Below are 23,075 nucleotides of genomic sequence, written 5' to 3'. Positions count from 1 at the left end.
TCCGCAGCATCCTCGTACGGCCGGCATCCACCGCGTTCACCGTCCCGCCAGCCGGGCCACGATCGGTGCGGCGGCGTCCAGGTTGCCGCCGAGGTGCAGATAGCTGACGCCGTACTCCTCGCGTAGCGCGAGGAGTTTGTCGACGCACTCGTCCACGCTGCCGTGCAGCACCGACGGGGAGGCGGCCAGCGCGGCCGGGTCGACCGCGCGGGCGTGACTGGACGAGGCCCGGTGCTCCACGCCCCGGTGCACCACCCGTACGTCGAACATCCGGGACTGGAACTCCAGGCCGGCCGGATCCCGCCCGGCGGCCGTCGCGGCGTCCCGGGCCCAGGCCACCTTCCGGGCGAACCGCTGCGGACTCATCTCGGCGAGCGCGGCCAGCGGGTCGACGTCCGGGGCGAGCCTCGGGTTGATCCCGACGATGTCGGCGCACCGGCCGGCGAGTTCGAGGATCCGCCGGCTGCCGCCACCGACCAGCAGCGGCGGACGGGGGCGCTGCACCGGAGCCGGCAGCCCCTGCAGTCCGGTGATCCGGTAGTGCCGACCGGTGAAGTCGACGGGCTCGTCGCCGAAGAGTCGCAGCAGGATCTCGATCGACTCGGCGAGCCGCTCGACGCGTACCGCCGGGGGGTCGAACGGCAGTCCGGCCGCGTCGTGGTCGTCGCGCAGCCAGCCGGCACCGAGGCCGATCTCCACCCGGCCGCCGGAGAAGACGTCGAGGTTCGCCAGTGCCTTGTGCAGGAGTACCGGATGCCGGAAGTCGTTGCAGAAGACCATGCCGAGCACCCGGAGCCGGCTGGTGGCCTCGGCGGCCACAGTCATCGCCACCAGCGGGTCCATCGCCCAGCCACCGGTGAGGTGGTCGGAGACCGAGACGGAGTCGAAACCGAGATCCTCGATCCGGCGGATCTCGTCCCGCCACCGCGCCGCCGGCCGGTCCAGCCGGGGCATCGCGGCGGTGAACCGGAACGGGCGTACCCCGGCGGGATGGGGTCCGGCCGGTGCGGCGGACGACCTGGTACCCGGGACCGGCGGCGCCGGTTCGGCGGTGGGCGCGAGGGGCTGCGCGGGCGGCATCGCCCGACTCTATTGGTCGCCGGGCGGCGCACCCGGGTTTACCGGCCGGCTGCCCGGGGCGAAGTCGGATTGTCGACACGGGCCCCAGCCCGACCGGACGGCGCATTCCGAGCCACCGGCCGGCGGCCTAGCGTGACCGCTGCGCAGACCCAACGTGACCCGCTGGGCACAGACCTACCGGGAGCTACCGCAGGAGGACGCAGTGACGGTGCTGCACTTCGACTCGCCGATGTCCGACGACGAGCGTCGGGCACGGCTCTTCGCCGGGGACCTGTTCGTCTACTCGCCGACGCCGCACTCGATGGCGCTCGTCGCCTTCGCCCGACAGATGACCGAGACCGCGTTCGCGCCGCACTTCCCGCCGGAGGCCCAGCACCACCTGGCCGGCCCGGACTACGTCTCGGTGCTGGCCGAGCTGAAGCCCGGCTTCATCAACCATCCGCGCAGCGCCGAACTCGTCAGGGGACTCCTGTCCGACCTCGGCGCCGACCCGGCGCAGACCTACTTCGACGTACCCCGGCTGCGCTCGATGACCAGCGAGTACCTCAACGCGGGGCTCACCCTCCAGTTCGAGTCGCACCGGGACACCTGGTTCTCGGCGCCGATGTCCCAGCTCAACTTCTGGATCCCGGTGTACGAGGTGACCGAGGCGAACGTGATGGCCTTCCACCCGAGGTACTTCGACACCGGGGTGCGCAACAGCTCCCGGGACTACAACTACGCGCAGTGGGTGGCGCACGGCCGGACCGCCGCCGCCGCGCAGGTGCACGCCGAGACCCGCAGGCAGCCCGGGTTGGAGCAGGAGCTGGAGCGGGAGCCCGACCTGCGGGTACTCACACCACCCGGCGGAGTGCTGGTCTTCTCCGGCGCACAGTTGCACACCACGGTGCCGAACACCTCCGGCCGGACCCGGTTCTCCATCGACTTCCGGGCGGTCAACCTGCACGACGTACGGGCCCGGGCCGGCGCCCGCAACGTCGACTCGGAGTGCACGGGTACCACCCTCGGCGACTTCCGCCGAGCCACCGACCTGGCACCGATGCCGACCGACCTGATCGAGTCGTACGACACCGTACCCGCCTGAGGTGTTAGGAAGGGCCCCCGCTACAACAGAAAGCGATAACGGGGGGCCCTTCCTTGCACTTCTACGCTGGTTCTACGAGTTCTACGAGTACGCCGCCGGCGTCGCGTGGGTGCACGAAGTTGATCCGGGAGCCGGCGGTACCCCGCTTCGGCGTCTCGTAGAGCAGCCGTACGCCCCGCTCGCGCAGCGCGGCGCAGGCGGCGTCGACGTCGGCGACCCGGTACGCGACCTGCTGCACCCCGGGGCCGCTGCGGTCCAGGAACTTCGCGATGGTGGAGTCCGGGCTCAGCGGCGCCAGCAGTTGCACGCAGCCGCCGTCCGGGGTCGGGCCGACCTGGAGCATCGCCTCCCGTACCCCCTGCTCGGGGTTGGTCTCGGTGTGCACGCAGCGCATGCCGAAGACCCGCTGGTAGAACTCGATCGCGGCGTCGAGGTCGGCCACCGCCACCCCGACGTGATCGATGCCCTGCAGGCCGATCCCTGTGAGATAGTCGGCAGCCGGGCTGTCCGGGTTGTCGTCGTCCACCAGGATAGTCTGACCTAACAAACGTTAAGGCGCTCCGCCAGGTCCCCCCGGAGGCGACAGTTCCCATGGCATCCGTGATCGTCAACGGCGCCCGTACCCCGATGGGTCGGCTGCTCGGCAACCTCAAGGACTTTTCGGCGACAAAGCTCGGTGGCATCGCCATCCGGGCCGCCCTGGAGCGCTCCGGGGTCCCCGCCGACCAGGTGCAGTACGTGATCATGGGGCAGGTGCTCCAGGCCGGCGCCGGGCAGATCCCGGCCCGGCAGGCGGCGGTGGAGGCGGGCATCCCGATGTCCGTACCGGCGCTGACCATCAACAAGGTCTGCCTCTCCGGCCTGGACGCGATCGCCCTGGCCGACCAGCTCATCCGGGCCGGTGAGTTCGACATCGTGGTGGCCGGCGGCATGGAGTCGATGACGAACGCCCCGCACCTGCTGCTCGGCCAGCGGGCCGGCTACAAGTACGGCGACGTGACCGTGAAGGACCACATGGCGCTGGACGGGCTCACCGACCCGTGGGACTGCTGCGCGATGGGCGAGTCCACCGAGCGGCACAACGCCCGGCACGGGATCAGCCGGGCCGAGCAGGACGCCTTCGCCGCCGCCAGCCACCAGCGGGCCGCCGCCGCCCAGAAGAACGGCGCCTTCGCCGAGGAGATCGTCCCGGTGACGGTGCCGCAGCGTAAGGGCGACCCGCTGGTGATCAGCGAGGACGAGGGCGTACGCCCGGACACCACCGCCGAGTCGCTGGCCCGGCTCCGCCCGGCGTTCACCCCGGACGGGACGATCACCGCCGGCAGCTCCTCGCCGATCTCCGACGGTGCCTGCGCGGTCGTGGTGATGAGCAAGGCGAAGGCGCAGGAGCTGGGGCTGACCTGGCTGGCCGAGATCGGCCCGCACGGCAACGTGGCCGGCCCGGACAACTCGCTGCACTCGCAGCCGGCGAACGCCATCGAGCACGCGCTGCGCAAGGGCGGGCTGACCGTCGGCGACCTCGACCTGATCGAGATCAACGAGGCGTTCGCGCAGGTGGGTGTCAAGTCGGCCCGGGACCTCGGCGTCTCCGACGAGATCGTCAACGTCAACGGTGGCGCGATCGCGCTTGGCCACCCGATCGGGATGTCCGGGGCGCGTCTGGTGCTCACCCTGGCGCTGGAGCTGCGTCGCCGCGGCGGCGGTACCGGCGCTGCCGCGCTCTGTGGCGGCGGTGGCCAGGGCGACGCGCTGATCGTGCGCGTGCCGGTACAGGCCGGCGGGCGGGAGTGACGGCGGAGTCCGCCGCGGACCGGCCCGAGCCGAAACAGGCCGGGCCGGACCGGCCTGACCCGAACTCGACGAGGTCGGACCGGCCTGAGTCGCACTCGGCGGCGGCGGACCGGCCTGACCCGAACTCGGCCGGGTCGGACCGACCTGAGTCGAAGCCGGCCGGGTCAGTTCGGCCCGAGCCGAGGCCGGCGGGGTCGGTGCGGCGCAGCCGGGACGTGCCGATGCTTGTCGACCGGGCCCGGCAGGGCGACCCCCGGGCGGTGGCCCGGCTGATCACCCTGGTCGAGTCCGGTGACGAACTGCTGCCGCAGGTCGCGGCGGCGCTCGCCCCGCACACCGGGCGGGCCCAGGTGATCGGGCTGACCGGCTCGCCCGGGGTGGGTAAGTCGACCACCACGAACGAACTCGTCCGGGCGCTGCGGGCCCGGGACCACCGGGTCGGAGTGCTCGCGGTGGACCCGTCCAGCCCGTTCACCGGCGGGGCGATCCTCGGCGACCGGGTCCGGATGCAGGACCACGCCACCGATCCGGGGGTCTACATCCGCTCCATGTCCAGCCGGGGACACCTGGGCGGGCTGGCGGCGGCGACCCCGCAGGCGGTCCGGGTGCTGGAGGGGGCCGGCTGCGACGTCGTACTCGTGGAGACCGTCGGGGTCGGCCAGGCCGAGGTGGAGGTCGCCTCGCTGGCCGACACCACCCTGGTGCTGCTGGCGCCCGGGATGGGCGACGCGATCCAGGCGGTCAAGGCCGGCATCCTGGAGATCGCCGACGTCTTCGTGGTCAACAAGGCCGACCGGGACGGCGCCGACGCCACCGTGCGGGACATCAACGGCATGATCGCGTTGGGCGAGCGCGGCCCGGGGGAGTGGCGACCGCGCGTGGTGCGCACGGTCGCGGCCCGGGGCGAGGGGATCGACGACCTGGTCACGGCGGTGGAGAAGCACCGTGGCTGGCTGGTCGAGCACGGTGAACTGCGCCGCCGCCGCGAGGCCCGGGCCGCCGCCGAGGTCGAGGCGATCGCGCTGGGCACGCTCCGGGACCGGATCGGTTCACTTCGCGCGGGTACGTCGCTCGCGGCGCTCGCCGCCCGGGTGGCCGACGGCTCGCTCGACCCGTACGCGGCGGCCGGCGAGCTGCTCGACCAGCTCGGCCGGTCCGCCGGCTGAACCGCGCCCGGTTCACGGAGCACGGCCGGTCCACGGAGCGGGCCCGGTTCACGGGTGCAGGACGGCGCCCTTGAGTACCTTGTCGACGGCGTTCCTCGGCCCGTGCACGGCCAGCCCCACCAGGTCGAGCCGGTCCCGTTCGACCGCCCGGACGGCGGCCCGGTTGTCCCGGTCGTTGCCGGTGCCGAAGAGCTGCTCGGTGAAGATGGCGAGCCGCATCCCGCGCTCGACGGCCCGCCGGTGCGCGTTGACGAGCACGTCCCGGCCGCCGGTGAAGACCAGCACCGGCTGGCGGAACATCGGCAGGTAGCGGGTGTCGTCGGCGTCGAGGTAGTCGGCGCCGAGCAGTTCCGGCTCGGCCCCGGCGACACCGCTGGTCAGGAACGCCGTGACGTTGAGCCGTTGCCAGGTCGCGAGGTCGTCCCGGAGCAGAATGGCGATCTTGGTGTCGAAGCGGACCCGGGCCGGCTCCGGTCCGGCGGTCGGGACGGCTGTGGTCATGGAAGATCCTCCTCGGTCGTTCGTCGCACCGATCCTGTCCCCGCTCCCGGCCGCGAATCTTGTACGTTCCTCGCACCCCGTACGCCGGCTGGTGGGGGTCAGACTCGTCGGAGCCGAGAATGTGTCAGTTCCGCCGCTGGTTCGTCCACGGCGGATAGGCTCCGTCAACGCCGACGGCGCCGTGCGGGCCGTCGAGACCAGGGGAGAGACGAAGAATGACCGAGGTGCAGAACGATTCCGGCCAGGCCCCGGAGACGACGACACCGGCGGCAGCGCCCGCACCGGCGGCGCCCGCACCGGCAGCGGCAGCGCCGAGGGGCGGGACCGAGGTGTCCGAAGAGGTCATCGAGAAGATCGCCGGTGCGGCGGCCCGTGGGGTGCCCGGCGTCGCCGATCTCGGTGGCGACGTCGCCCGGTTCTTCAACAGCGTGCTGGACAAGGTCGGCCTGGACGAGGTGGGCGACGCACGGCGGGGCGTCTCGGCCGAGGTGAAGGGGACCAGCGCGACGATCAGGGTCGTGCTGGTGATCCAGGCCGATCATGTCGTGCAGGAGGTGACCGAGGCGGTCCGGGCGAGGGTCATCGAGGCGGTGGAGAACTACGGCCTGACGGTCGCCGAGGTGAACGTCAAGGTGGACGACATCGAGCTGAACGCTCCGCCGGCCACCGGGGCCTGACCGTGGTGCCGGCCCGGCCGCGACTGCCGTGATCGGGGATCTTCCGCCCGGAAACCGTACCGCCCCGGGCCGGAAGGTTCCCTGATCGCGGGGCAGCCGCACGTGATCCCGGGCTACCTTAGCGATCGTTCAGGGTCCCCCTCTACACTCGGGCTCAGTCGAGGAGCGCGAGGAGGCCCCCACCGATGAACGCCGAGGAGATCGCCGCCGGACGAGCCCGCTGGCAGGCCCGGTACGACGCGGCACGCAAACGGGAGGCGGACTTCACCACCCTCTCCGGGATGCCTGTCGAACCCGTCTACGGACCACCCGAGGGCAGCGCCGACCCGCGCTTCGACCGGATCGGCTGGCCGGGCGAGTACCCGTACACCCGGGGGTTGTATCCGACCGGCTACCGGGGACGGACCTGGACGATCCGGCAGTTCGCCGGCTTCGGCAACGCCCGGCAGACCAACGAGCGCTACCGGATGATCCTCGGCGCGGGTGGCGGCGGGCTCTCCGTCGCCTTCGACATGCCGACCCTGATGGGCCGGGACTCCGACGACCCGCAGGCGCTCGGCGAGGTCGGGCACTGCGGGGTCGCCGTCGACTCCGCCGCCGACATGGAGGTGCTCTTCGACGGCATCGACCTGGCCGGCGTGACCACCTCGATGACCATCTCCGGGCCGGCGGTACCCGTCTTCTGCATGTATCTCGTCGCCGCCGAGCGGCAGGGCGCCGACATCTCCAAACTGGACGGCACCCTCCAGACGGACATCTTCAAGGAGTACATCGCGCAGAAGGAGTGGCTCTTCGACCCCGAGCCGCACCTGCGGCTGATCGGCGACCTGATGGAGTACTGCGCTCGGGAGATCCCGCGTTACAAGCCGCTCTCGGTCTCCGGCTACCACATCCGGGAGGCGGGTTCCACCGCCGCGCAGGAGCTGGCCTACACCCTGGCGGACGGTTTCGGCTACGTCGAGCTGGGCCTGAGCCGAGGTCTCGACGTCAACGTCTTCGCGCCCGGACTGAGCTTCTTCTTCGACTCGCACGTCGACTTCTTCGAGGAGATCGCCAAGTTCCGGGCCGCCCGCCGGATCTGGGCCCGCTGGCTGCGCGAGGTGTACGGCGCCACCGACGAACGGGCACTCTGGCTGCGCTTCCACACCCAGACCGCCGGTGTCTCGCTGACCGCGCAGCAGCCGGTCAACAACGTGGTGCGTACCGCCGTGGAGGCGCTGGCGGCGGTGCTCGGCGGTACCAACTCGCTGCACACCAACGCGCTGGACGAGACCCTCGCGCTGCCCAGCGACTCGTCGGCGGAGATCGCGCTGCGTACCCAGCAGGTGCTGATGGAGGAGACCGGGGTGGTCAACGTCGCCGACCCGCTCGGCGGCTCCTGGTACGTCGAGGCGCTGACCGACAAGATCGAGGCGGAGGCGGAGGAGATCTTCGCCCGGATCCGGCAACTCGGCGGCGAGGGTCCGCACCCGATCGGCCCGATGACCTCCGGCATCCTGCGCGGTATCGAGGACGGCTGGTTCACCGGTCAGATCGCCGAGGCGGCCTTCACCTACCAGCAGGCGCTGGAGAAGGGCGAGAAGAAGATCGTCGGCGTGAACTGCCACACCGGTACGGTCGCCAAGGAGCTGGAGATCCTGCGCGTCTCGCACGAGGTGGAGTTGGAGCAGCGGCGGGTGCTGGCCGACCGCAAGGCAGCCCGGGACGCGACAGCGGTCACCGAGGCGCTGACCCGGATGGTCGACGCCGCCCGTACCGGCGAGAACATGATCCCGCCGATGCTCGCCGCCGTACGCGCCGAGGCGACCCTCGGGGAGATCTGCGACGCGCTGCGCGCCGAGTGGGGCGTCTACCGTGAGCCGGCCCGGTTCTGAAGCGTCGCGTTGCCGGTCGACCCGGCGCCGCGTGCGAGACTAGGGAACCATGAGCGACCCACGGATCACCTCGTCGATCTTCACCCGCGGCGCGGTCGACCTCGGCGCGCTGCGCGCCGCACAGACACCCGCGAAACCGGCGGCAGCGACCCCACCGGGCGGCCCCGGCATCCCCGGCGGAACACCGCCGAGCACACCCCCCGGGGGCGGGGGCGGAGTCGCGGTGATCGACGTCACCGAAGCCACGTTCCAGTCCGAGGTGCTGGAACGCTCCCTCAACACACCAGTGGTGATCGACTTCTGGGCCGAGTGGTGTGAACCCTGCAAGCAACTCTCCCCGGTGCTGGAACGGCTCGCCGCCGAGGGCGCCGGTGCGTGGGTACTGGCCAAGGTCGACGTCGACGCCAACCCCCGGCTCGCGCAGATGTTCCGGATCCAGAGCATCCCGATGGTCTACGCGGTGGTGGGCGGCCAGCCGGTCGACGCCTTCGCCGGGGTGGTGCCCGAGGCGCAGCTGCGGCAGTGGATCGGCGCCGTGCTCAAGGCCGGCGGGGTCTCGGTGGAGGCACCGGAGGACCCCCGGCTCAGCGAGGCCGACGAGGCGCTGATCAGCGGTGACCTGGACGCGGCCGAGCAGGCGTACAAGAAGATCCTCTCGGACGCGCCGGCGGACGCGGCGGCCGAGGCCGGCCTGGCGCACGTCGCGCTGGCCCGCCGGGTGAGCGGTGCGGACCCGGCGGCGGCGCTGGCCGCGGCCGAGGCGGGCCCCGACGACGTACCGGCACAGTTGCTCGCCGCCGACATCGAGGTGCTCAGCGGTCAGGCCGAGCAGGCGTACGCCCGGCTGGTCGAACTGGTCCGTCGGACGGCCGGCGATGACCGGGAGGCCGCCCGGCAGCACCTGGTGTCCCTGTTCAGCATCGCCGGTCCGGACGATCCTGCGGTGGCCAGCGCCCGGAGGGCCCTTTCACGTGCGCTCTTCTAGACAATAGGCAGTACGAGCAGCGCGCATGCCGGCCTGGCAGCCGCGATACCGGACGGGAGCACACTATGCGCCGGATCGCCGTCCTGGACGCCCCGTCCAATCTGGGCCTGCGTCCGCCGACCCCCACCTCGGTGCCGGGCTGCGCAAAGGCACCGGGCGCGCTGCGTGACCACGACCTGCTCGCCCGGCTCGCGGCCCGGGACGCCGGCTGCCTCACTCCGCCCCGGTACGACCCGGGCGACTGGCGTCCCGGGGACGGGGTGTGCCACGCCGGCTCCATCGCGCGGTACTCGATCGAGCTGGCCGAGCGGATCGGCGGCATCATCGACCAGGGTGAGTTCCCGCTGGTGCTCGGCGGGGACTGCTCGATCCTGCTCGGCTCGGCGCTCGCCATGCACCGGCTCGGCGAGGCGGTCGGCGGTCGGATCGGGCTGATATTCGTGGACGGCCACTCCGACTTCCGGCACCCCGGCAACGCCTCGTACGTCGGCGCGGCGGCCGGCGAGGACCTCGCCCTGGTCACCGGACGGGGCCAGGCCGACCTGGCCGCGATCGAGGGGCGCCGGCCGTACTTCCGGGACATCGACGTGGTGGTGCTCGGCATCCGGGCGCACGACGAGTACCGGCTCGACCTCCAGGCGGCCGGGATCGTCACCCGGCCGGTGCCGGCGCTACGGGTCGAGGGGGCGGCCCGGACCGCCCAGTGGGCACACGACCAGTTGACCGACTGCGCCGGCTACTGGGTGCACGTCGACGTCGACGTGCTCGACCCGGCGGTGCTGCCGGCGGTGGACGCGCCGGACCCGGGCGGGATCGCCTTCACCGAGCTGGAACTGCTGCTGGCCGGGCTTGTCGACACCCCGCACTGCCTGGGGGTCGAGATCACCGTCTTCGACCCCGACTACGACCCGGACGGGGCCTACGCGGCCGAGATCGTCGACACGCTTGTCGCCGGGCTGGCCCCGGTCTCCGCCCCCGAGGCGGTTCCGCCCCGGTTGTCGCCGAGCCGTCCGGTCGATCCGGAGCGCGGCCTGACGGTCCCGGGGCCGCGAACCGTGCTGCCCGCCGTACCGTCGGCGCCGGTCCGGCAGTCGACCGAGCCGCCGCCCGGCGTGGCAGCCGAGCCTGCGGCCAACGGCGCCCGGATCGGGGTACCCGAGCTGGCCGCCCGCTGGTCGGAGCCGGTCGGCCCGCCCGCCTCGGCCGGTCCCGGACGGCTCCGCCGCAACCCGCCACCGCCGGCCGAGGAACCGGCCGACGACGCCGAACAGCCCTCCCGCCCCGCCGACGGGGAGCCCGGGATGTCGGCGGCGGCGCCGACCCGCGACTCCGAGCCGGGGTCGGCGGAGATCGCCTGAGCCTCGTCGCAGCCGCCGAACGCCTGTCCCGCCGGCCTGCCGGCCGGCGTTCCTGGTCCTCTGGCCGGTTCCACTGGTCCTAACTGGTCTCGCCGGTCCTGACCTGTGTTTCCGCCGGCTGTCCGACCGGCGAGCCCTCAGTCCGGAGACTGTCGAGCTGGGTGCACAGACGGGGCATGTGGCGTACCGGTGGTGGCTGAGATCGGCCGCCCGCGTTCGTCTGACTCGTGGGCGCACAAACGGGGCAGCTCGACAGTCTCGCCGTGGGACTCATACCTGTGCTGGACCTCGAGTCGACACGCGTTCGCTAGGTCTCGACCAGGTTGTCCAGCGTGCCGGTCAGGAGCTGCCGGGTTCGCTGAAGTTCGGCGATCGAACTGTCGACTTCGCTGATCTGCGTTTGAAGCCGTTCACGGGCCTCCGCACAGGCCGTCAGTGCTCCGTCCGGGGCGAAGCACGGCAGCACCTGTGCCACGGCCTGCAGGCTGAGACCGACGTCGAGCAGCAGCCGGATCCGGCGTACCTCCTCGACGGCGCACTCCTCGAAGTCGCGGTACCCGTTGTCGAGTCGCCGGGAGGACAACAGCCCCAGACGGTCGTAGTGCCGCAACGCCCGAGTGCTGACACCGCTGCGGTGAGCCAACTGATTGATCAGCATCATCCACCCTTGACCTTGACACTGGCGTCAAACCTTACCGTTCGACCATGTCGATCAACCTGACCTTCTCCGAGGTGCGTCCATGAGCGTGGTCGTGACCCAACTGGCCGCGTTGCGTGACGACCTGCGCGGTCCACAGGATCCTCGGCAGCGGTTGATGGCGTTGTCGACCCTCATCAACACGGTGGGCATGGGCCTCCTCCTCTCCGCGGGCACCATCTTCCTCATCCGGTCGGCCGGGCTGAGCCCGGCCGTCGTGGGCATCGGTCTCACCGTCGGCTCGCTGATCGGCTTCGGTGCCGGGGTGCTCATCGGCGATCAGGCCGACCGACGAGGGGCTCGTGAGGTGGTAATCGCCGCCATGCTGGTGGAGGCGGTGGCAAGCGTCGGCTTGCTGCTGGTGCGGGACCTATGGACGCTGATCCTGGTGGCTTCGGTCGCGATGATCGGCCGGGCGGGTGCGGGTAGCGCTCGCGGGGCGATGATCGGAGTACTGGCCGAGCAGGGCAAGGGTGCGGCGCTGCGTAAGTACCTGCGTGCGGTCACCAATGTCGGCCTGGCGGTGGGCATGCTCGGCGCCGCCGCCGTACTGGCCATCGACAGTCGACCGGCATACGTGATCATGGTGCTCACCGATGCGGCGACGTTCCTGCTCGCCGCTGCCGTGCTGGCCCGGCTGCCACATCTGCCGCCCACCCGCGGCGCCAGGTCCGCCCCGGACGAGCGCCGCTGGCTGGCGTTGCGCGACCGGCGCTACCTGGCGCTCACCGCCGCGTCGTCGGTCGCGAGCCTGCAGTACTGGGTGCTCGTCCAGGCACTTCCGCTGTGGATCGTCCTCCGGACGGCGGCGCCGCGCTCCATGGCGGCACTCGTCCTGTTCGTCGCCGCGGTCACCGTAGCCATCACACAGGTCCCCGCGACGCGGTCCATCGACGGTCCCCGGACGGCGGCCCGACTGCTGGCCCGATCCGGGCCGCTCTTCCTGGTGGCCTGGATCCTGATGGCCATGTCGTCCGGCCGGCCAGCCTGGGTCGCGGTCGCGTTTCTGCTGATCGCGGTACTCGTGCACTCGCTTGCCGAAGTCTGGCAGGCGGCCGGGACCTTCGAGCTGTCCTTCGCCCTCGCCCGGCCCGAGGCGCAGGGCCAGTATCAGGGGGTGATCGGGCTCGGCCACAACCTCGTCGAGGCGATAGCGCCGGTCGTCGTCATCACGTTCTGCATCGACGTGGGCATGGTCGGCTGGGTGATCCTCGCGGTGATCGTCACGGTGGCAGGCTTTCTCTGTGCGCTCATCGAGCGGCAGTGGGCCCGGAAAGATCGCGATGCGAGTCGCCAGCCTGCCGCACCGTTGACCTCTGGCTGATGACTCTGCGGCGTGATTCTGACCTGGCAGGATGGGGCCGTTGTACGTCCGCCGGACGGCTCTGCGGTGGGGCGGCTGGCTTACGACTTCGGCTGGTCCGGCGTCTTGCGCACCCAGAGCCAGACGCCCGCCAGTGCGCACGCCGCGCCCGAGAGCACAACCGCCGTCTCCGCCACCTCGGAGAGATCGTCCAGAAACGGGAAGGTGTGGGACAAAGCCAGAGCCACGAACGCGATCAGGAGCAGGACGACGGCGAGAATGCGCCGTGCAGTCAGGGATGTCATCGGGCCAGACCGTATCGACCGAACGTCTGCGGCGCAAGCCATCGATGGCGTTTCACTGCCGCGCTCACCGGCCCCGACCGGAAACCCGCACCATGCCGGTTTGACAGGGCGATCTAGTGACATTAGCTTATTGGCTATTGTGACTAGCAAATCGTTCGAGCGACGAGTACTCCAGGGGCGGTGCGGTGCCTAGGGCCGGGCTCTCGACGACAGCCGTGGTCGACGCCGCGATCGCGGTTATCGACGAGCACGGCGTCGAGGCCCTCACCCTGGCGGCCGTCGCCGCGCGCACCCGGGTCGCCGCGCCCTCGCTCTACAAGCACGTCGCCGGCCTCGCCGAGCTGCGTGTCCTGGTCGGCATCCGGGTGATGACCGAGTTGACCGACCGGTCCGTCGCGGCGGTGCTGGGGCGTAGCGGCGACGAGGCGGTGGCGGCGCTGCTGCGCGCGTACCGGGACTACGTCCGCGAGCATCCGGCCCGGTACGCCGCGCTGCCACCCGACCCGTTGCACGAGCCGGCCATGGTCGAGGTGGGTACCCGGATGTTGCAGGTCTTCCTCGCCACGCTGCGCGGGTACGGGCTCACCGACTCGGCGGCGATCCACGCCGTCCGGTGCGGCCGGGCCATCGCGCACGGGTTCTCCTCGCTGGAGGCGAGTGGCGGCTTCGGGCTGCCCGAGGATCTCGACGAGACGTACGAACAACTGATCGCGATGTACGTCGCCAGTCTGCCTCGCGGATGACCTTCAGCTGATCAGAGCTGGCTGAGATCGACCTCGACGAGGAAGGGCACGGTCAGCTTCACGACGCCGGTGAAGACCTCGCCGTCGCGGTAGCGTCCGGTTGCCGGGTCAAGAACGTACGTGTAGACGAGAGGTGCTCCGGTGGCAGCCTGCTCGACACGCCAATAGAACTGGATACCGGCCCGCGCGTACTGGTTGGCCTTGACGATCCGGTCGGTCGTCTCCGACCCGGGAGAGACCACCTCGACCACGAGAAGCACGTGCTCGGGTCGTGTCGGAGTGACGTCGATGGTCTCCGCCCGGTAGACCGTCACGTCCGGACGACGGTTGTTCAGCGGCACGTCCTGGAGCCGGACGTCGAAGTTGGTGTCAGCGTTCCAATCCGGCCCGGCAGCGGCATCCAGGGCGTTCGCCAGAAGCCTGGCCAGGCGGTTGTGCCGCTTGGAGGCGCTCGGACTCACGAGGACCATCCCATCCACGATCTCGATGCCCGCACACTGCTCTGCTGTCCACGTCGCGTACTGCTCGGCCGTGACCTGCTCGTGCATCCAGGCCGGCGCGACCATCTCGACAGTCATACACACCTCCCGACCCGGACCGGCTACCGAACCTCAAGATACCGTGGCTCCGGCGACGACCAGGTTTTCCGGCACTAATGCACCCATCTGCCATGATTTGGGCCACTGTCCGCGGGAACTGGCACCGGACCGGTCCGTGGCGGCTTCGGGCTGCCCGAGGATCTCGACGAGACGTACGAACAACTGATCACGATGTACGTCGCCAGTCTGCCTCGCGGATGACTTTCAGCTGATCGGGCCGGCTGGCCGGGGGACAGCATCTCCAGTGCGGTTGCGGTAATGTCCGCGATCGCTGTGCACGTCGAGGACCCCCGTCGACGTGGGTGATCCGGGCCGCTGACCACAGCCCGCCCCGGTCACCATCTTCTTGATTGTCCCGAAAGGAATAAAACCATGTCCACAACCGCCGCCGGTCCGGCCGTCGGGCAGAAGTCCTGGATCGCCGCGCTGCTGCTCTGCCTCTTCCTCGGCACCATCGGCGTGCACCGGTTCTACGTCGGCAAGGTCGGCACCGGCATCCTGATGATCCTGACGTTCGGCGGGTTCGGCATCTGGACCCTGATCGACCTCATCATGATCGCGGTCGGCAAGTTCACCGACAAGCAGGGCCTGGCGCTCGCCCGCTGAGGCAGCCCCCGGCAGCGGCCGGGGCGGTCGGCGGGGTCAAATCCCGTCGACCGCCCCGGCCGGCGCGTTTCCGGGCCGGGCAGCGGCACTCAACGCAGGCCGCGGAGGAACTTCTCGACGATCGGCACGGCCGTGGCGGTACTCGATCCGCCCTTCTCGACGAAGACCGCGAACGCGACGTCCCCCTGCCAACCCACGAACCAGGCGTGCGTGTTCGCCGGATTGTCGTCGTACTCGGCGGTGCCGGTCTTGCCGTACACCGGATCGCCCGGCACGTCGGCAAGGGCGCTGCCGCTGCCCTTGGTGACCACCTCGCGCATCATCGTGCGCAGCGGCTCGACCGAGCCGGCCTTCAGTTGCGGGCCGGGCGGTGCCGGCTCGCCGGGCGAGGGCTCCAGCAGCAGCTTCGGCTGCTGCCACTGGCCCCGGGCGACCCCGGCGGTCGCCGCCGCCATGGCCAGCGGGCTGACCACTGTGGTGCCCTGGCCGAACGCCGCCGCCGCCCGCTCGGCCGCCGAACCGCCGGCCGACACCTTGCCGCTGAACGCGTCGACGCCGAGCTTCCACTCGGCCTCCAACCCCAGGCTCCGGCCGGCGTTGGCCAGTCCGTCCGGCCCCAACTTCGGGGCCAGCGCGGCGAAAGCGGTGTTGCAGGACTTCGCGAAGTCGGTCCGGAACGGCACAGTGCCGAGGGCGAAGTTGTCGGAGTTCTTGAACGAGCGCCCGTCGACCGTGAACGTCTTCGGACAGGCGACCGGCCCGTCCAGGGTGACCGCGCCGATGTCGAGCAGGCCGAGCGCGCTCACCATCTTGAAGGTCGAGCCGGGCGGGACCTGGGCGGTGAAGGCGAGGTTCTCGGCGCTGCCGCCGTTCGCCGCCGCGAGTACGGCGCCGTCGCTGATCCGTACCGCGACCAGGGCGGCCCGCTGCCGGGACCCGCGTACCGCGTCGTCGGCGGCGTTCTGCGTCGCCACGTCGAGGGTGGTCTTCAGGGGTACGCCGGCCTGCGGCTCGCGCCGGAACACCTCGGTACCGGTCGGCGTGACCGTACCGTCCGGACGCTTGCTGGCGATGATGACGCTCAGCCCGACCCCGCCGCGCAACTGCTTGTCGTATCGGCCCTGGAGTCCCCCGTGGCCCACCAGGTCACCTTCCTCGAAGAGGCCGGGATTGGCCGCCATGTCGTCGGCCTGCACCGGGTCGACCGAGCCGAGCAGCGCCCGGGCGAAGTCCCGGGTCGGGGCGAGTTCCCGCTGCTCGTCGCGGAACTTCGTCCCCGGCAGGTCGTAGATCCGCGGTTTGATCTGGAGGTACGCCTCCCGGCGCAGGGTCACCACGTCGACGAAGTGTTCCGGGTTCGCCTCCCGGATCCGGGTCGGCAGGTCGGACAGGTCGACCGGCGGGGTGATCGGGGGACGGATCGCCTTGAACGCCGCGTCGAGTCGCCGCACCAGGCCGGGTACGTCGGTCACCTGGTTGGGCTGCACGCCGACGAGCACCACCGGCCGGGGCGCCACGATGGGCTTGCCGGCCCCGTCGATCACCACCGCCCGCTTCGCCGGGAGCCGGCGTAGGGCCAGCTCGTCACCGCTGGTGAGGCGGGGCTCGACGATCTTCGGTTCCCAGATCACCTGCCACTGGTCGTCGTCGCCACGCTTGAGGTGGATCTCCGACGGGTACGTCCAGTGCGTGTCACCAGGCAATGTCCAGTCCACCCGTACCGTCGCGGTCGCGGTGTCCTCCGTGATCTTCGGGTCCCCCTCCCGACGGAGCTTGGGCGGTGTCTTCGCCAGCTCGCCGGAGAGCTTCTTGATCTCTTCGGCCACCTCGTCGGCGGCTACCCGCTCGCCTGCCGGGTTGCGGAATCCGACCTTGTTCAGGTCGCCGCCGAGCCAGCCGGCCAGGAACGCGTCGACCGCGCGGTCGGGACCGTCCGAGTCCGAACAGCCGGCCAGGGCCCCGGCGCCGAGCAGCACGCCGGCGAGGAGGGTGGCGGTCCCTCGCCGGGCGGTTTGCCGGAAGAGGGGGCGTTGGGAGGGTTTCGGAAAGCGCATACCGCAGTTACCTTCCAGCTCAAGGCACCGCCGGACGTTGCTCCGACGGCAGACCGACCGTAGTACGCGGTGCCGAATCGGGGCTGCCCCGGCACCCGCCGACCCCGGCGCTTTTGGCTCTCCCCACGCGCTCCGCCGCTGGTCAGTGGCGGTATGGGTGCCGCGTGAGCGGTCCGGTCGCGGGTCCGGCGAGGCGGATCGGGTGATGGCCGAGCCTGCGTGGGTACTCCCAGACGGGCGTGTCGGGCGTCCGCAACGGGTGAAAGGACAGATCTCGAGAGCCGACCTCCGTACCGCCGGTCCACCGGCAGAGGGGCTTATCGGCAGGGCCTAGTCTTGGCGGAGAGTGACCCACGGCGTGGTGGGTCGAGGGGAGTGGCACGATGGACCGGCGTCCGGCGATCAAACCGGAACCCGTTCTCCAGCCGGCGGATGCCGGCCGAGACGACAGCTACGACACGGCGGTCGACGACGACGGGGCGGGCTCTCGACTCGCCTCCGGAGCGACGGGCGTGCCGGGAGCCAGCATCGACACCCTCTATGACCTCGGACTGCCTCCGGAGGCCCTCGCCGACGACGTCGAGGACGCGGATCTGGACGAACCGGTGCCCAACGTCGAGCGGCTGGTGGCCCAGGCGGTGGCGCTGGCCGGTGACGACCACGACGCGGCGACCCTGGTCGACCGGTTCTGGCGGTTCGCCCCGGACGAGGAGCTGATCGGGTTCACCCCGGCGGAGATGCTCGCCGCAGCCAGGGCGCACCGGGAGCTGGCCGAGCAGCGGGTGCCGGGCGAGCTCAAGCTTCGGATCCACGAGCCGGACGAGGAGCAGCAGCGCACCGTAATTGAAATAGTTACGGACGATATGCCCTTTTTGGTGGATTCGATCACGGCGCTGCTGACCGGCCACCACCTCGACGTGCACATGCTGGTTCACCCGCTGGTGGTGGTCCGCCGCGAGCCGCTCGGCCGGCTGACCGAGGTCGCCGCCGACGTCGAGCCGGACGACGCGATCGACGGCGACATCGTCGAGAGTTGGATGCGGATAGAGATCGATCCGGTACGCGGTGCGGCGGACCGGGACCGATTGCGTGCCGAGTTGCAGCGGGTGCTCACCGACGTACGGGAGGCGGTGGAGGACTGGCCCAAGATGCGGCAGCGCGCCCTCTCCCTCGCCGACGAGCTGGCCGCCGCACGGACCTCGGAGAACCGCCCACCGGTGCCGGAAAAGGACATCACCGACTCGGTCGAATTGCTCCGCTGGCTGGCACACGAGCACTTCACCTTCCTCGGTTACCGCGAGTACCGGCTGATCCAGACTGCACAGGGGCCGGCGCTGGAGGCGATCCTCGGCACCGGGCTCGGCATTCTCCGGCAGGACTCCACGACGCCCCGGGCCCTCTCCTCGATGACTCCCGAGGCGCACCAGAAGGTGACCGAGAAGCGACTGCTGATCATCACCAAGGCGAACTCCCGGGCCACCGTGCACCGGTCGGCCTATCTGGACTACATCGGCTTCAAGGTCTTCAATGCCGACGGCGAGGTGGTCGGGGAGCGCCGCTTCCTCGGCCTGCTCGCCACGGCGGCGTACCGGACCAGCGTCCGCGAGCTGCCTGTGGTGCGACGCAAGGTCGCCGAGGTGCTGGACCGGTCCGGGCTCAGCCCGCGCAGCCACTCCGGCAAGGACCTGCTGCAGATCCTGGAGACCTATCCCCGGGACGAGCTGTTCCAGATCAAGACCGACGACCTCTACCACGCCGTCGTCGGCGTGCTGCGGATGGCGGGCCGCCGCCAGCTGCGGGTCTTCCTGCGCCGCGACGGGTACGGCCGGTTCATCTCCTGCCTGATCTACCTGCCCCGGGACCGGTTCACCACGCAGAACCGGCTGCGGATGCAGGAGATCCTGCTCCGCGAGCTGAACGGGATCGGGGTGGACTACACCACCCGGGTCACCGAGTCGATGCTGGCCCGGGTGCACTTCATCGTCCGGACCGACCCGGCCAGTCCGCCCGGCGAGGTGGACGCGGACCTGCTCGCCGAGGAACTCGCCGACGCGACCCGGCTCTGGGACGACGACTACCGGCTGGTGCTGGAGCGCAAGCTCGGCGACGAGCAGGCGAAGCGCCTCTTCACCCGGTACGCCGACGCGTTCCCGGAGGGCTACAAGGACGGGCACACCCCGTACGAGGCGATGAAGGACCTCGCCAAGCTGGAACTGCTGGAGGAGCCGGGCCAGCTCGAAATGCACATGTTCCGCAAGCAGCAGCCGGTCCGGCCGGGCGGACCGACCCCGGCCACCGCCGTCGAGGACGTCCGGTTCAAGGTCTACCGGTACGGCGAGCCGATGGTCCTCTCCGCCGTGCTGCCGGTGCTGCACTCCCTCGGCGTACGGGTGGTCGACGAGCACCCGTACGAGGTGGACCGGATCGACGGCCGGATCTACCTCTACGACTTCGGTCTCGAACTGCCCGAGGGTGCCCGCGAGCTGGCCGAGGTGCGCCCGCACGTGGAGAACGCCTTCTCCGCCACCTGGCGGGGTGAGGCCGAGGTCGACGGCTTCAACGAGCTGGTGCTGCGTGGCGGGCTCACCTGGCGGCAGGTGGTGGTGCTGCGGGCGTACGCGAAGTACCTGCGCCAGGCCGGCACGGTCTTCTCGCAGGACTACATGGAATCCACCTTCATCGCGTACCCGCAGGTCGCCGCCTCGCTGGTGGAACTCTTCGAGACCCGGTTCTCCCCGACGCTCGGCTACTCCGCCGAGGAACGCAACCTGCGGAGCAAGGAACTGCTCACCTCGATCAACCAACAGCTCGACGACGTGAGCAGCCTGGACCAGGACCGGATCCTGCGGTCGTACCTGACGTTGATCCAGGCGACCCAGCGGACCAGCTTCTACCAGCGGCGTACCGACGGGCGCCCCAAGCCCTACGTGGCGTTCAAGCTCGACCCGCAGATGGTGCCGGACCTGCCCGAGCCCCGGCCGAAGTACGAGATCTTCGTCTACTCGCCGCGCTTCGAGGGCGTACACCTGCGGTTCGGGCCGGTGGCCCGGGGCGGTATTCGCTGGTCGGACCGGCGGGAGGACTTCCGGACCGAGGTGCTCGGCCTGGTCAAGGCGCAGATGGTGAAGAACGCCGTGATCGTGCCGGTGGGCGCCAAGGGCGGCTTCGTGCTCAAGCAGAAGCCGGGCGACCGGGACGAGGCGGTCGCCTGCTACCAGGGCTTCATCTCGGCCCTGCTGGACGTCACCGACAACCTGGTGGGCGGGCAGATCGTGCCGCCGGCCGACGTGGTCCGGCACGACGCCGACGACCCGTACCTGGTGGTGGCGGCGGACAAGGGCACCGCCAGCTTCTCCGACACCGCCAACGAGATCTCGGTGCGCAACGGCTTCTGGCTGGCCGACGCGTTCGCCTCCGGTGGCTCCGCCGGCTACGACCACAAGAAGATGGGGATCACCGCCCGGGGTGCCTGGGAGTCGGTGAAGCGGCACTTCCGGGACATGGGGATCGACACCCAGACCCAGGACTTCACCGTGGTCGGCGTCGGCGACATGTCCGGTGACGTCTTCGGCAACGGGATGCTGCTCTCCGAGCACATCAGGCTGGTGGCCGCCTTCGACCACCGGCACGTCTTCCTGGACCCGGACCCGGACCCGGCCGCTTCCTATGTGGAGCGTCGCCGGCTCTTCGACCAGCCCCGCTCCTCCTGGGCGGACTACAACGCCGAGCTGATCAGTGCCGGCGGCGGGATCTATCCGCGTACCGCGAAGTCGATCCCGATCAGCCCGGAGGTCCGCGCGGTGCTCGACCTCGGCGACGGCGTCGAGTCGATGTCACCGCAGGAGCTGATGAAGGCGATCCTCTGCGCCCCGGTCGACCTGTTCTGGAACGGCGGCATCGGCACCTACGTCAAGGCGTCGTCGGAGTCGAACGCCGAGGTCGGGGACAAGTCGAACGACGCGATCCGGGTGGACGGCAAGGACCTGCGTGTCCGGGTGGTCGGCGAGGGCGGCAACCTGGGCTTCACCCAGGTCGGCCGGATCGAGTACGCCCTGGCCGGCGGCCGGATCTTCACCGACTTCATCGACAACGCGGCCGGGGTGGACACCTCGGACCACGAGGTCAACATCAAGATCCTGCTCGGTGCGGCGGTGGCCGACGGCGAACTGAGCGTGCCGGACCGGGACGCGCTGCTGGCCGAGATGACCGACGAGGTCACCCAGCTCGTGCTCCGGGACAACTACGACCAGGCCCGGGCGATCGGCAACGCGCTGGCCCAGGCGGCCTCGCTGCTGCCGGTGCACCGGCGGATGATCTCGGACTTCGAGCGGGCCGGGCACCTCAACCGGGAACTGGAGGCGCTGCCGCCGGACGAGGAGTTGGCCGCGCGTACCGACACCGGGCTGACCGCACCGGAGTTCGCGGTGCTGCTCGCGTACGTCAAGATCGTGCTGGAGCGGGAGATCCTGGCCGACCGGCTGCCGGACGAGGCGTGGACCTCCGAGGTACTCGCCAACTACTTCCCGACCCCGCTGCGCGAACGGTACGCCGACCGGATGCCGGAGCACCGGCTGCACCGGGACATCGTCACCACCATGCTGGTCAACGAGGCGGTGAACCGGGGCGGCATCTCGTTCATCTACCGGGTGGTGGAGGAGACCGGCGCGACCCCGGCCGACGTGATCCGGGCCTACGTGGTGGTCCGCGAGGTCTTCGGGCTGCGCGAGATCTGGGCCGACATCGAGGCGCTGGACAACCAGGTGCCGACCGAGGTGCAGACCGCCGTCTACCTGGACACCAGGCGACTGCTCGACCGGGCCGTACGGTGGCTGGTCACCAACCGCCGGTCCCCGATCGACGTACCGGCCGAGACGGCCCGACTGCGCGACGGGGTCTCCCGGCTCCTGCCCGAACTGGGCCACCTCTTCTACGGCAGCGAGCGGGAGGCGCTGGAGGAGCACGTCGAGATGTGCGTACGGCGCGGCCTGCCCCGGGATCTCGCCGAGCGCTCCACCCGGCTGATGTACAGCTTCGGCCTGCTCGACGTGGTGGAGACGGCGAGGGCGACCGGGCGGGACGTCGGCGAGGTGGCGGCGGTCTACTTCGTGCTCTCCGACCGGTTCCGGGTCGACTCGCTGCTGTCGAAGATCTCGCTGCTGCCCCGCGAGGACCGCTGGCAGACGCTGGCCCGGATGGCCCTGCGCTACGACCTCTACGCCGCGCTCGCCGCGCTCACCGCCGAGGTGCTCGGCGGGACTCCCGCCGACCTCTCGCCGGACGAGCGGGTGCAGGAGTGGGAGCGGTCGAACTCGATCTCGATCGGGCGCACCCGTAAGGCGATGGGGGAGTTCGACGAGTCCCGGGCGGATCTGGCGGCGCTCTCCGTACTGCTGCGGCAGATCCGTACCCTGGTCCGGACCTCGGCGGCCGGCTGAGCCGGCCGGGCGCCTCGGCGGCGTACCGGTGGCGGGTCTGCCGTCCGGTACGCCGCCGAGCCGCACCGGTCCGCGCGGCCCTGGCGTCCGGTCAGGGGATCCGGGTGGCGGAGACGATCACGTTGTTCCGGTAGCTGCCCTTCTTGCGGTCGAAGGTGCCGCCGCAGGTCACCACCTGGAGTCGGGCGGTGTCCGTGGCCCCGTAGACCAGTTCGGACGGGAAGGACGTCTTCGGGTACGACTTCACCGAGTCCACCGCGAACCGGACGACCCCGCCGTCCTGCCGGGTGACCTCGACCCGGTCGCCCGGCTTCAGCGCGCCGAGCCGGAAGAAGACGGCCGGCCCCATCGCGGCCGAGTCGACGTGCCCGACCACGACGGCGTTGCCGAACTCGCCGGGACTGACTCCCAGCCGGTACCAGCCGGCGAGCTGGGCCTGCTTGAGCGGGGGCACCTGCACGGTCCCGTCGTCGTTCACGCCGAGCGAGATGATCTTCGCGTTCACCTTGATCTTCGGAATGGTGATCCGGACCGGTTCCGAGCGCGGCAGTTCCGCCGGCCGGACCGGCCCGCCCGCCGGGCTGCCCGGGGTCTGCGACGGCAGGACCGGCACTGTCCACTGTGTATCCGTGGTCTCCTCGGGCTGCTGCGGCGCCTCGCCGGTCTCGACCTCGGCGGGCTGCGGCGGCTGTGCCGGGGCCGGGTTCAGGCCGGCGGTGAGCAGGGCGGTGCCGCCGAGCGCGAGCAGGACGACCAGGACGGGGCCGGCGGCACGCCACGGTTTCCCGTGCCGGCCGCCGGCGCGCCTGGTCGGCAC

At 70.9% G+C, this 23,075-nt stretch carries 18 protein-coding genes and 1 pseudogene; 11 read left to right on the top strand and 8 right to left on the bottom strand.

The genetic code is table 11. From position 1 onward, the window contains the following. Positions 1 to 36 precede the first annotated feature (36 nt). Complete coding sequence (locus CLT71_RS16015; RefSeq protein ID WP_101367821.1) at positions 37 to 1,080, bottom strand: TIGR03621 family F420-dependent LLM class oxidoreductase; 1,044 nt, start codon at positions 1,078 to 1,080, stop codon at positions 37 to 39. Between the two features lie 154 nt (positions 1,081 to 1,234). On the opposite strand from CLT71_RS16015, the gene CLT71_RS16010 reads away from it, so the two are divergent. Beyond that, complete coding sequence (locus tag CLT71_RS16010; protein WP_486483288.1) at positions 1,235 to 2,164, top strand: phytanoyl-CoA dioxygenase family protein; 930 nt, start codon at positions 1,235 to 1,237, stop codon at positions 2,162 to 2,164. A 61-nt stretch (positions 2,165 to 2,225) separates the two neighbouring features. On the opposite strand, the gene mce is transcribed toward CLT71_RS16010, so the two are convergent. Further along, positions 2,226 to 2,690, bottom strand: a complete 465-nt coding sequence (mce, locus tag CLT71_RS16005) for a methylmalonyl-CoA epimerase (protein WP_101367820.1) — start codon at positions 2,688 to 2,690, stop codon at positions 2,226 to 2,228. 65 nt (positions 2,691 to 2,755) lie between these two features. Between mce and CLT71_RS16000 the strand changes: the two genes are divergently transcribed. Together CLT71_RS16000 and meaB are read left to right on the top strand one after the other, a co-directional pair. Continuing rightward, a complete protein-coding gene (locus tag CLT71_RS16000) occupies positions 2,756 to 3,955 on the top strand; it encodes an acetyl-CoA C-acetyltransferase (protein ID WP_101367819.1) in 1,200 nt (399 codons plus the stop codon). A gap of 221 nt (positions 3,956 to 4,176) precedes the next feature. Continuing rightward, entirely contained in the window at positions 4,177 to 5,121 is a 945-nt protein-coding gene (meaB, locus tag CLT71_RS15995) for a methylmalonyl Co-A mutase-associated GTPase MeaB (RefSeq protein WP_101371489.1), read from the top strand. Positions 5,122 to 5,169: 48 nt separating this feature from the next. Here meaB and CLT71_RS15990 read toward each other — a convergent pair whose 3' ends face one another. Next, positions 5,170 to 5,622, bottom strand: a complete 453-nt coding sequence (locus CLT71_RS15990; protein ID WP_101367818.1) for a DUF2000 domain-containing protein — start codon at positions 5,620 to 5,622, stop codon at positions 5,170 to 5,172. A gap of 215 nt (positions 5,623 to 5,837) precedes the next feature. On the opposite strand from CLT71_RS15990, the gene CLT71_RS15985 reads away from it, so the two are divergent. The 4 genes and pseudogenes from CLT71_RS15985 to CLT71_RS15970 all read left to right on the top strand — a co-directional run. Continuing rightward, on the top strand, positions 5,838 to 6,299 hold the full coding sequence (locus CLT71_RS15985) for an Asp23/Gls24 family envelope stress response protein (protein ID WP_101367817.1): 462 nt from the start codon (positions 5,838 to 5,840) through the stop codon (positions 6,297 to 6,299). A gap of 185 nt (positions 6,300 to 6,484) precedes the next feature. Then, a complete protein-coding gene (icmA, locus tag CLT71_RS15980) occupies positions 6,485 to 8,173 on the top strand; it encodes a coenzyme B12-dependent isobutyryl-CoA mutase large subunit (protein ID WP_101367816.1) in 1,689 nt (562 codons plus the stop codon). A gap of 49 nt (positions 8,174 to 8,222) precedes the next feature. Then, positions 8,223 to 9,158 carry a tetratricopeptide repeat protein gene (locus tag CLT71_RS15975; protein WP_101367815.1) on the top strand — a complete coding sequence of 312 codons (936 nt, stop codon included), beginning with the start codon at positions 8,223 to 8,225 and terminating at the stop codon, positions 9,156 to 9,158. 65 nt (positions 9,159 to 9,223) lie between these two features. Next, positions 9,224 to 10,160: pseudogene (locus CLT71_RS15970) on the top strand (arginase family protein); the annotation flags it as partial. A gap of 663 nt (positions 10,161 to 10,823) precedes the next feature. Here the strand turns inward: CLT71_RS15970 and CLT71_RS15965 are convergent. Then, the gene (locus CLT71_RS15965) at positions 10,824 to 11,177 is read right to left on the bottom strand and encodes a MerR family transcriptional regulator (protein ID WP_101367814.1); all 354 of its coding nucleotides are present in this window, start codon (positions 11,175 to 11,177) and stop codon (positions 10,824 to 10,826) included. Positions 11,178 to 11,256: 79 nt separating this feature from the next. Here CLT71_RS15965 and CLT71_RS15960 point away from each other — a divergent pair, with 79 nt between their 5' ends. Then, on the top strand, positions 11,257 to 12,537 hold the full coding sequence (locus CLT71_RS15960) for an MFS transporter (protein WP_101367813.1): 1,281 nt from the start codon (positions 11,257 to 11,259) through the stop codon (positions 12,535 to 12,537). A gap of 80 nt (positions 12,538 to 12,617) precedes the next feature. On the opposite strand, the gene CLT71_RS15955 is transcribed toward CLT71_RS15960, so the two are convergent. After that, positions 12,618 to 12,821 carry a hypothetical protein gene (locus tag CLT71_RS15955; protein WP_101367812.1) on the bottom strand — a complete coding sequence of 68 codons (204 nt, stop codon included), beginning with the start codon at positions 12,819 to 12,821 and terminating at the stop codon, positions 12,618 to 12,620. Between the two features lie 185 nt (positions 12,822 to 13,006). Between CLT71_RS15955 and CLT71_RS15950 the strand changes: the two genes are divergently transcribed. Further along, the gene (locus tag CLT71_RS15950) at positions 13,007 to 13,564 is read left to right on the top strand and encodes a TetR-like C-terminal domain-containing protein (RefSeq protein WP_199187613.1); all 558 of its coding nucleotides are present in this window, start codon (positions 13,007 to 13,009) and stop codon (positions 13,562 to 13,564) included. Positions 13,565 to 13,575: 11 nt separating this feature from the next. On the opposite strand, the gene CLT71_RS15945 is transcribed toward CLT71_RS15950, so the two are convergent. Continuing rightward, positions 13,576 to 14,130: a Uma2 family endonuclease gene (locus tag CLT71_RS15945; protein ID WP_486483287.1), complete on the bottom strand. Its 555-nt coding sequence runs from the start codon at positions 14,128 to 14,130 to the stop codon at positions 13,576 to 13,578. A gap of 405 nt (positions 14,131 to 14,535) precedes the next feature. On the opposite strand from CLT71_RS15945, the gene CLT71_RS15940 reads away from it, so the two are divergent. Next, positions 14,536 to 14,769 (top strand): TM2 domain-containing protein, encoded by a 234-nt coding sequence (locus CLT71_RS15940; protein ID WP_101367809.1) that lies wholly within the window; start codon positions 14,536 to 14,538, stop codon positions 14,767 to 14,769. A gap of 89 nt (positions 14,770 to 14,858) precedes the next feature. Here CLT71_RS15940 and CLT71_RS15935 read toward each other — a convergent pair whose 3' ends face one another. Beyond that, entirely contained in the window at positions 14,859 to 16,823 is a 1,965-nt protein-coding gene (locus tag CLT71_RS15935; protein ID WP_101367808.1) for a penicillin-binding transpeptidase domain-containing protein, read from the bottom strand. Positions 16,824 to 17,206: 383 nt separating this feature from the next. Between CLT71_RS15935 and CLT71_RS15930 the strand changes: the two genes are divergently transcribed. Then, positions 17,207 to 22,258, top strand: coding sequence for an NAD-glutamate dehydrogenase (locus CLT71_RS15930; protein ID WP_101367807.1), 5,052 nt, complete (start codon positions 17,207 to 17,209; stop codon positions 22,256 to 22,258). Between the two features lie 91 nt (positions 22,259 to 22,349). On the opposite strand, the gene CLT71_RS15925 is transcribed toward CLT71_RS15930, so the two are convergent. Then, the gene (locus CLT71_RS15925; RefSeq protein ID WP_101367806.1) at positions 22,350 to 23,075 is read right to left on the bottom strand and encodes a class F sortase; all 726 of its coding nucleotides are present in this window, start codon (positions 23,073 to 23,075) and stop codon (positions 22,350 to 22,352) included.

It is taken from the genome of Plantactinospora sp. CNZ320, from assembly GCF_002846275.1.
Note: the sequence above shows the minus strand (reverse complement) of the source record. Positions and strands in the feature narration are given on the sequence as shown.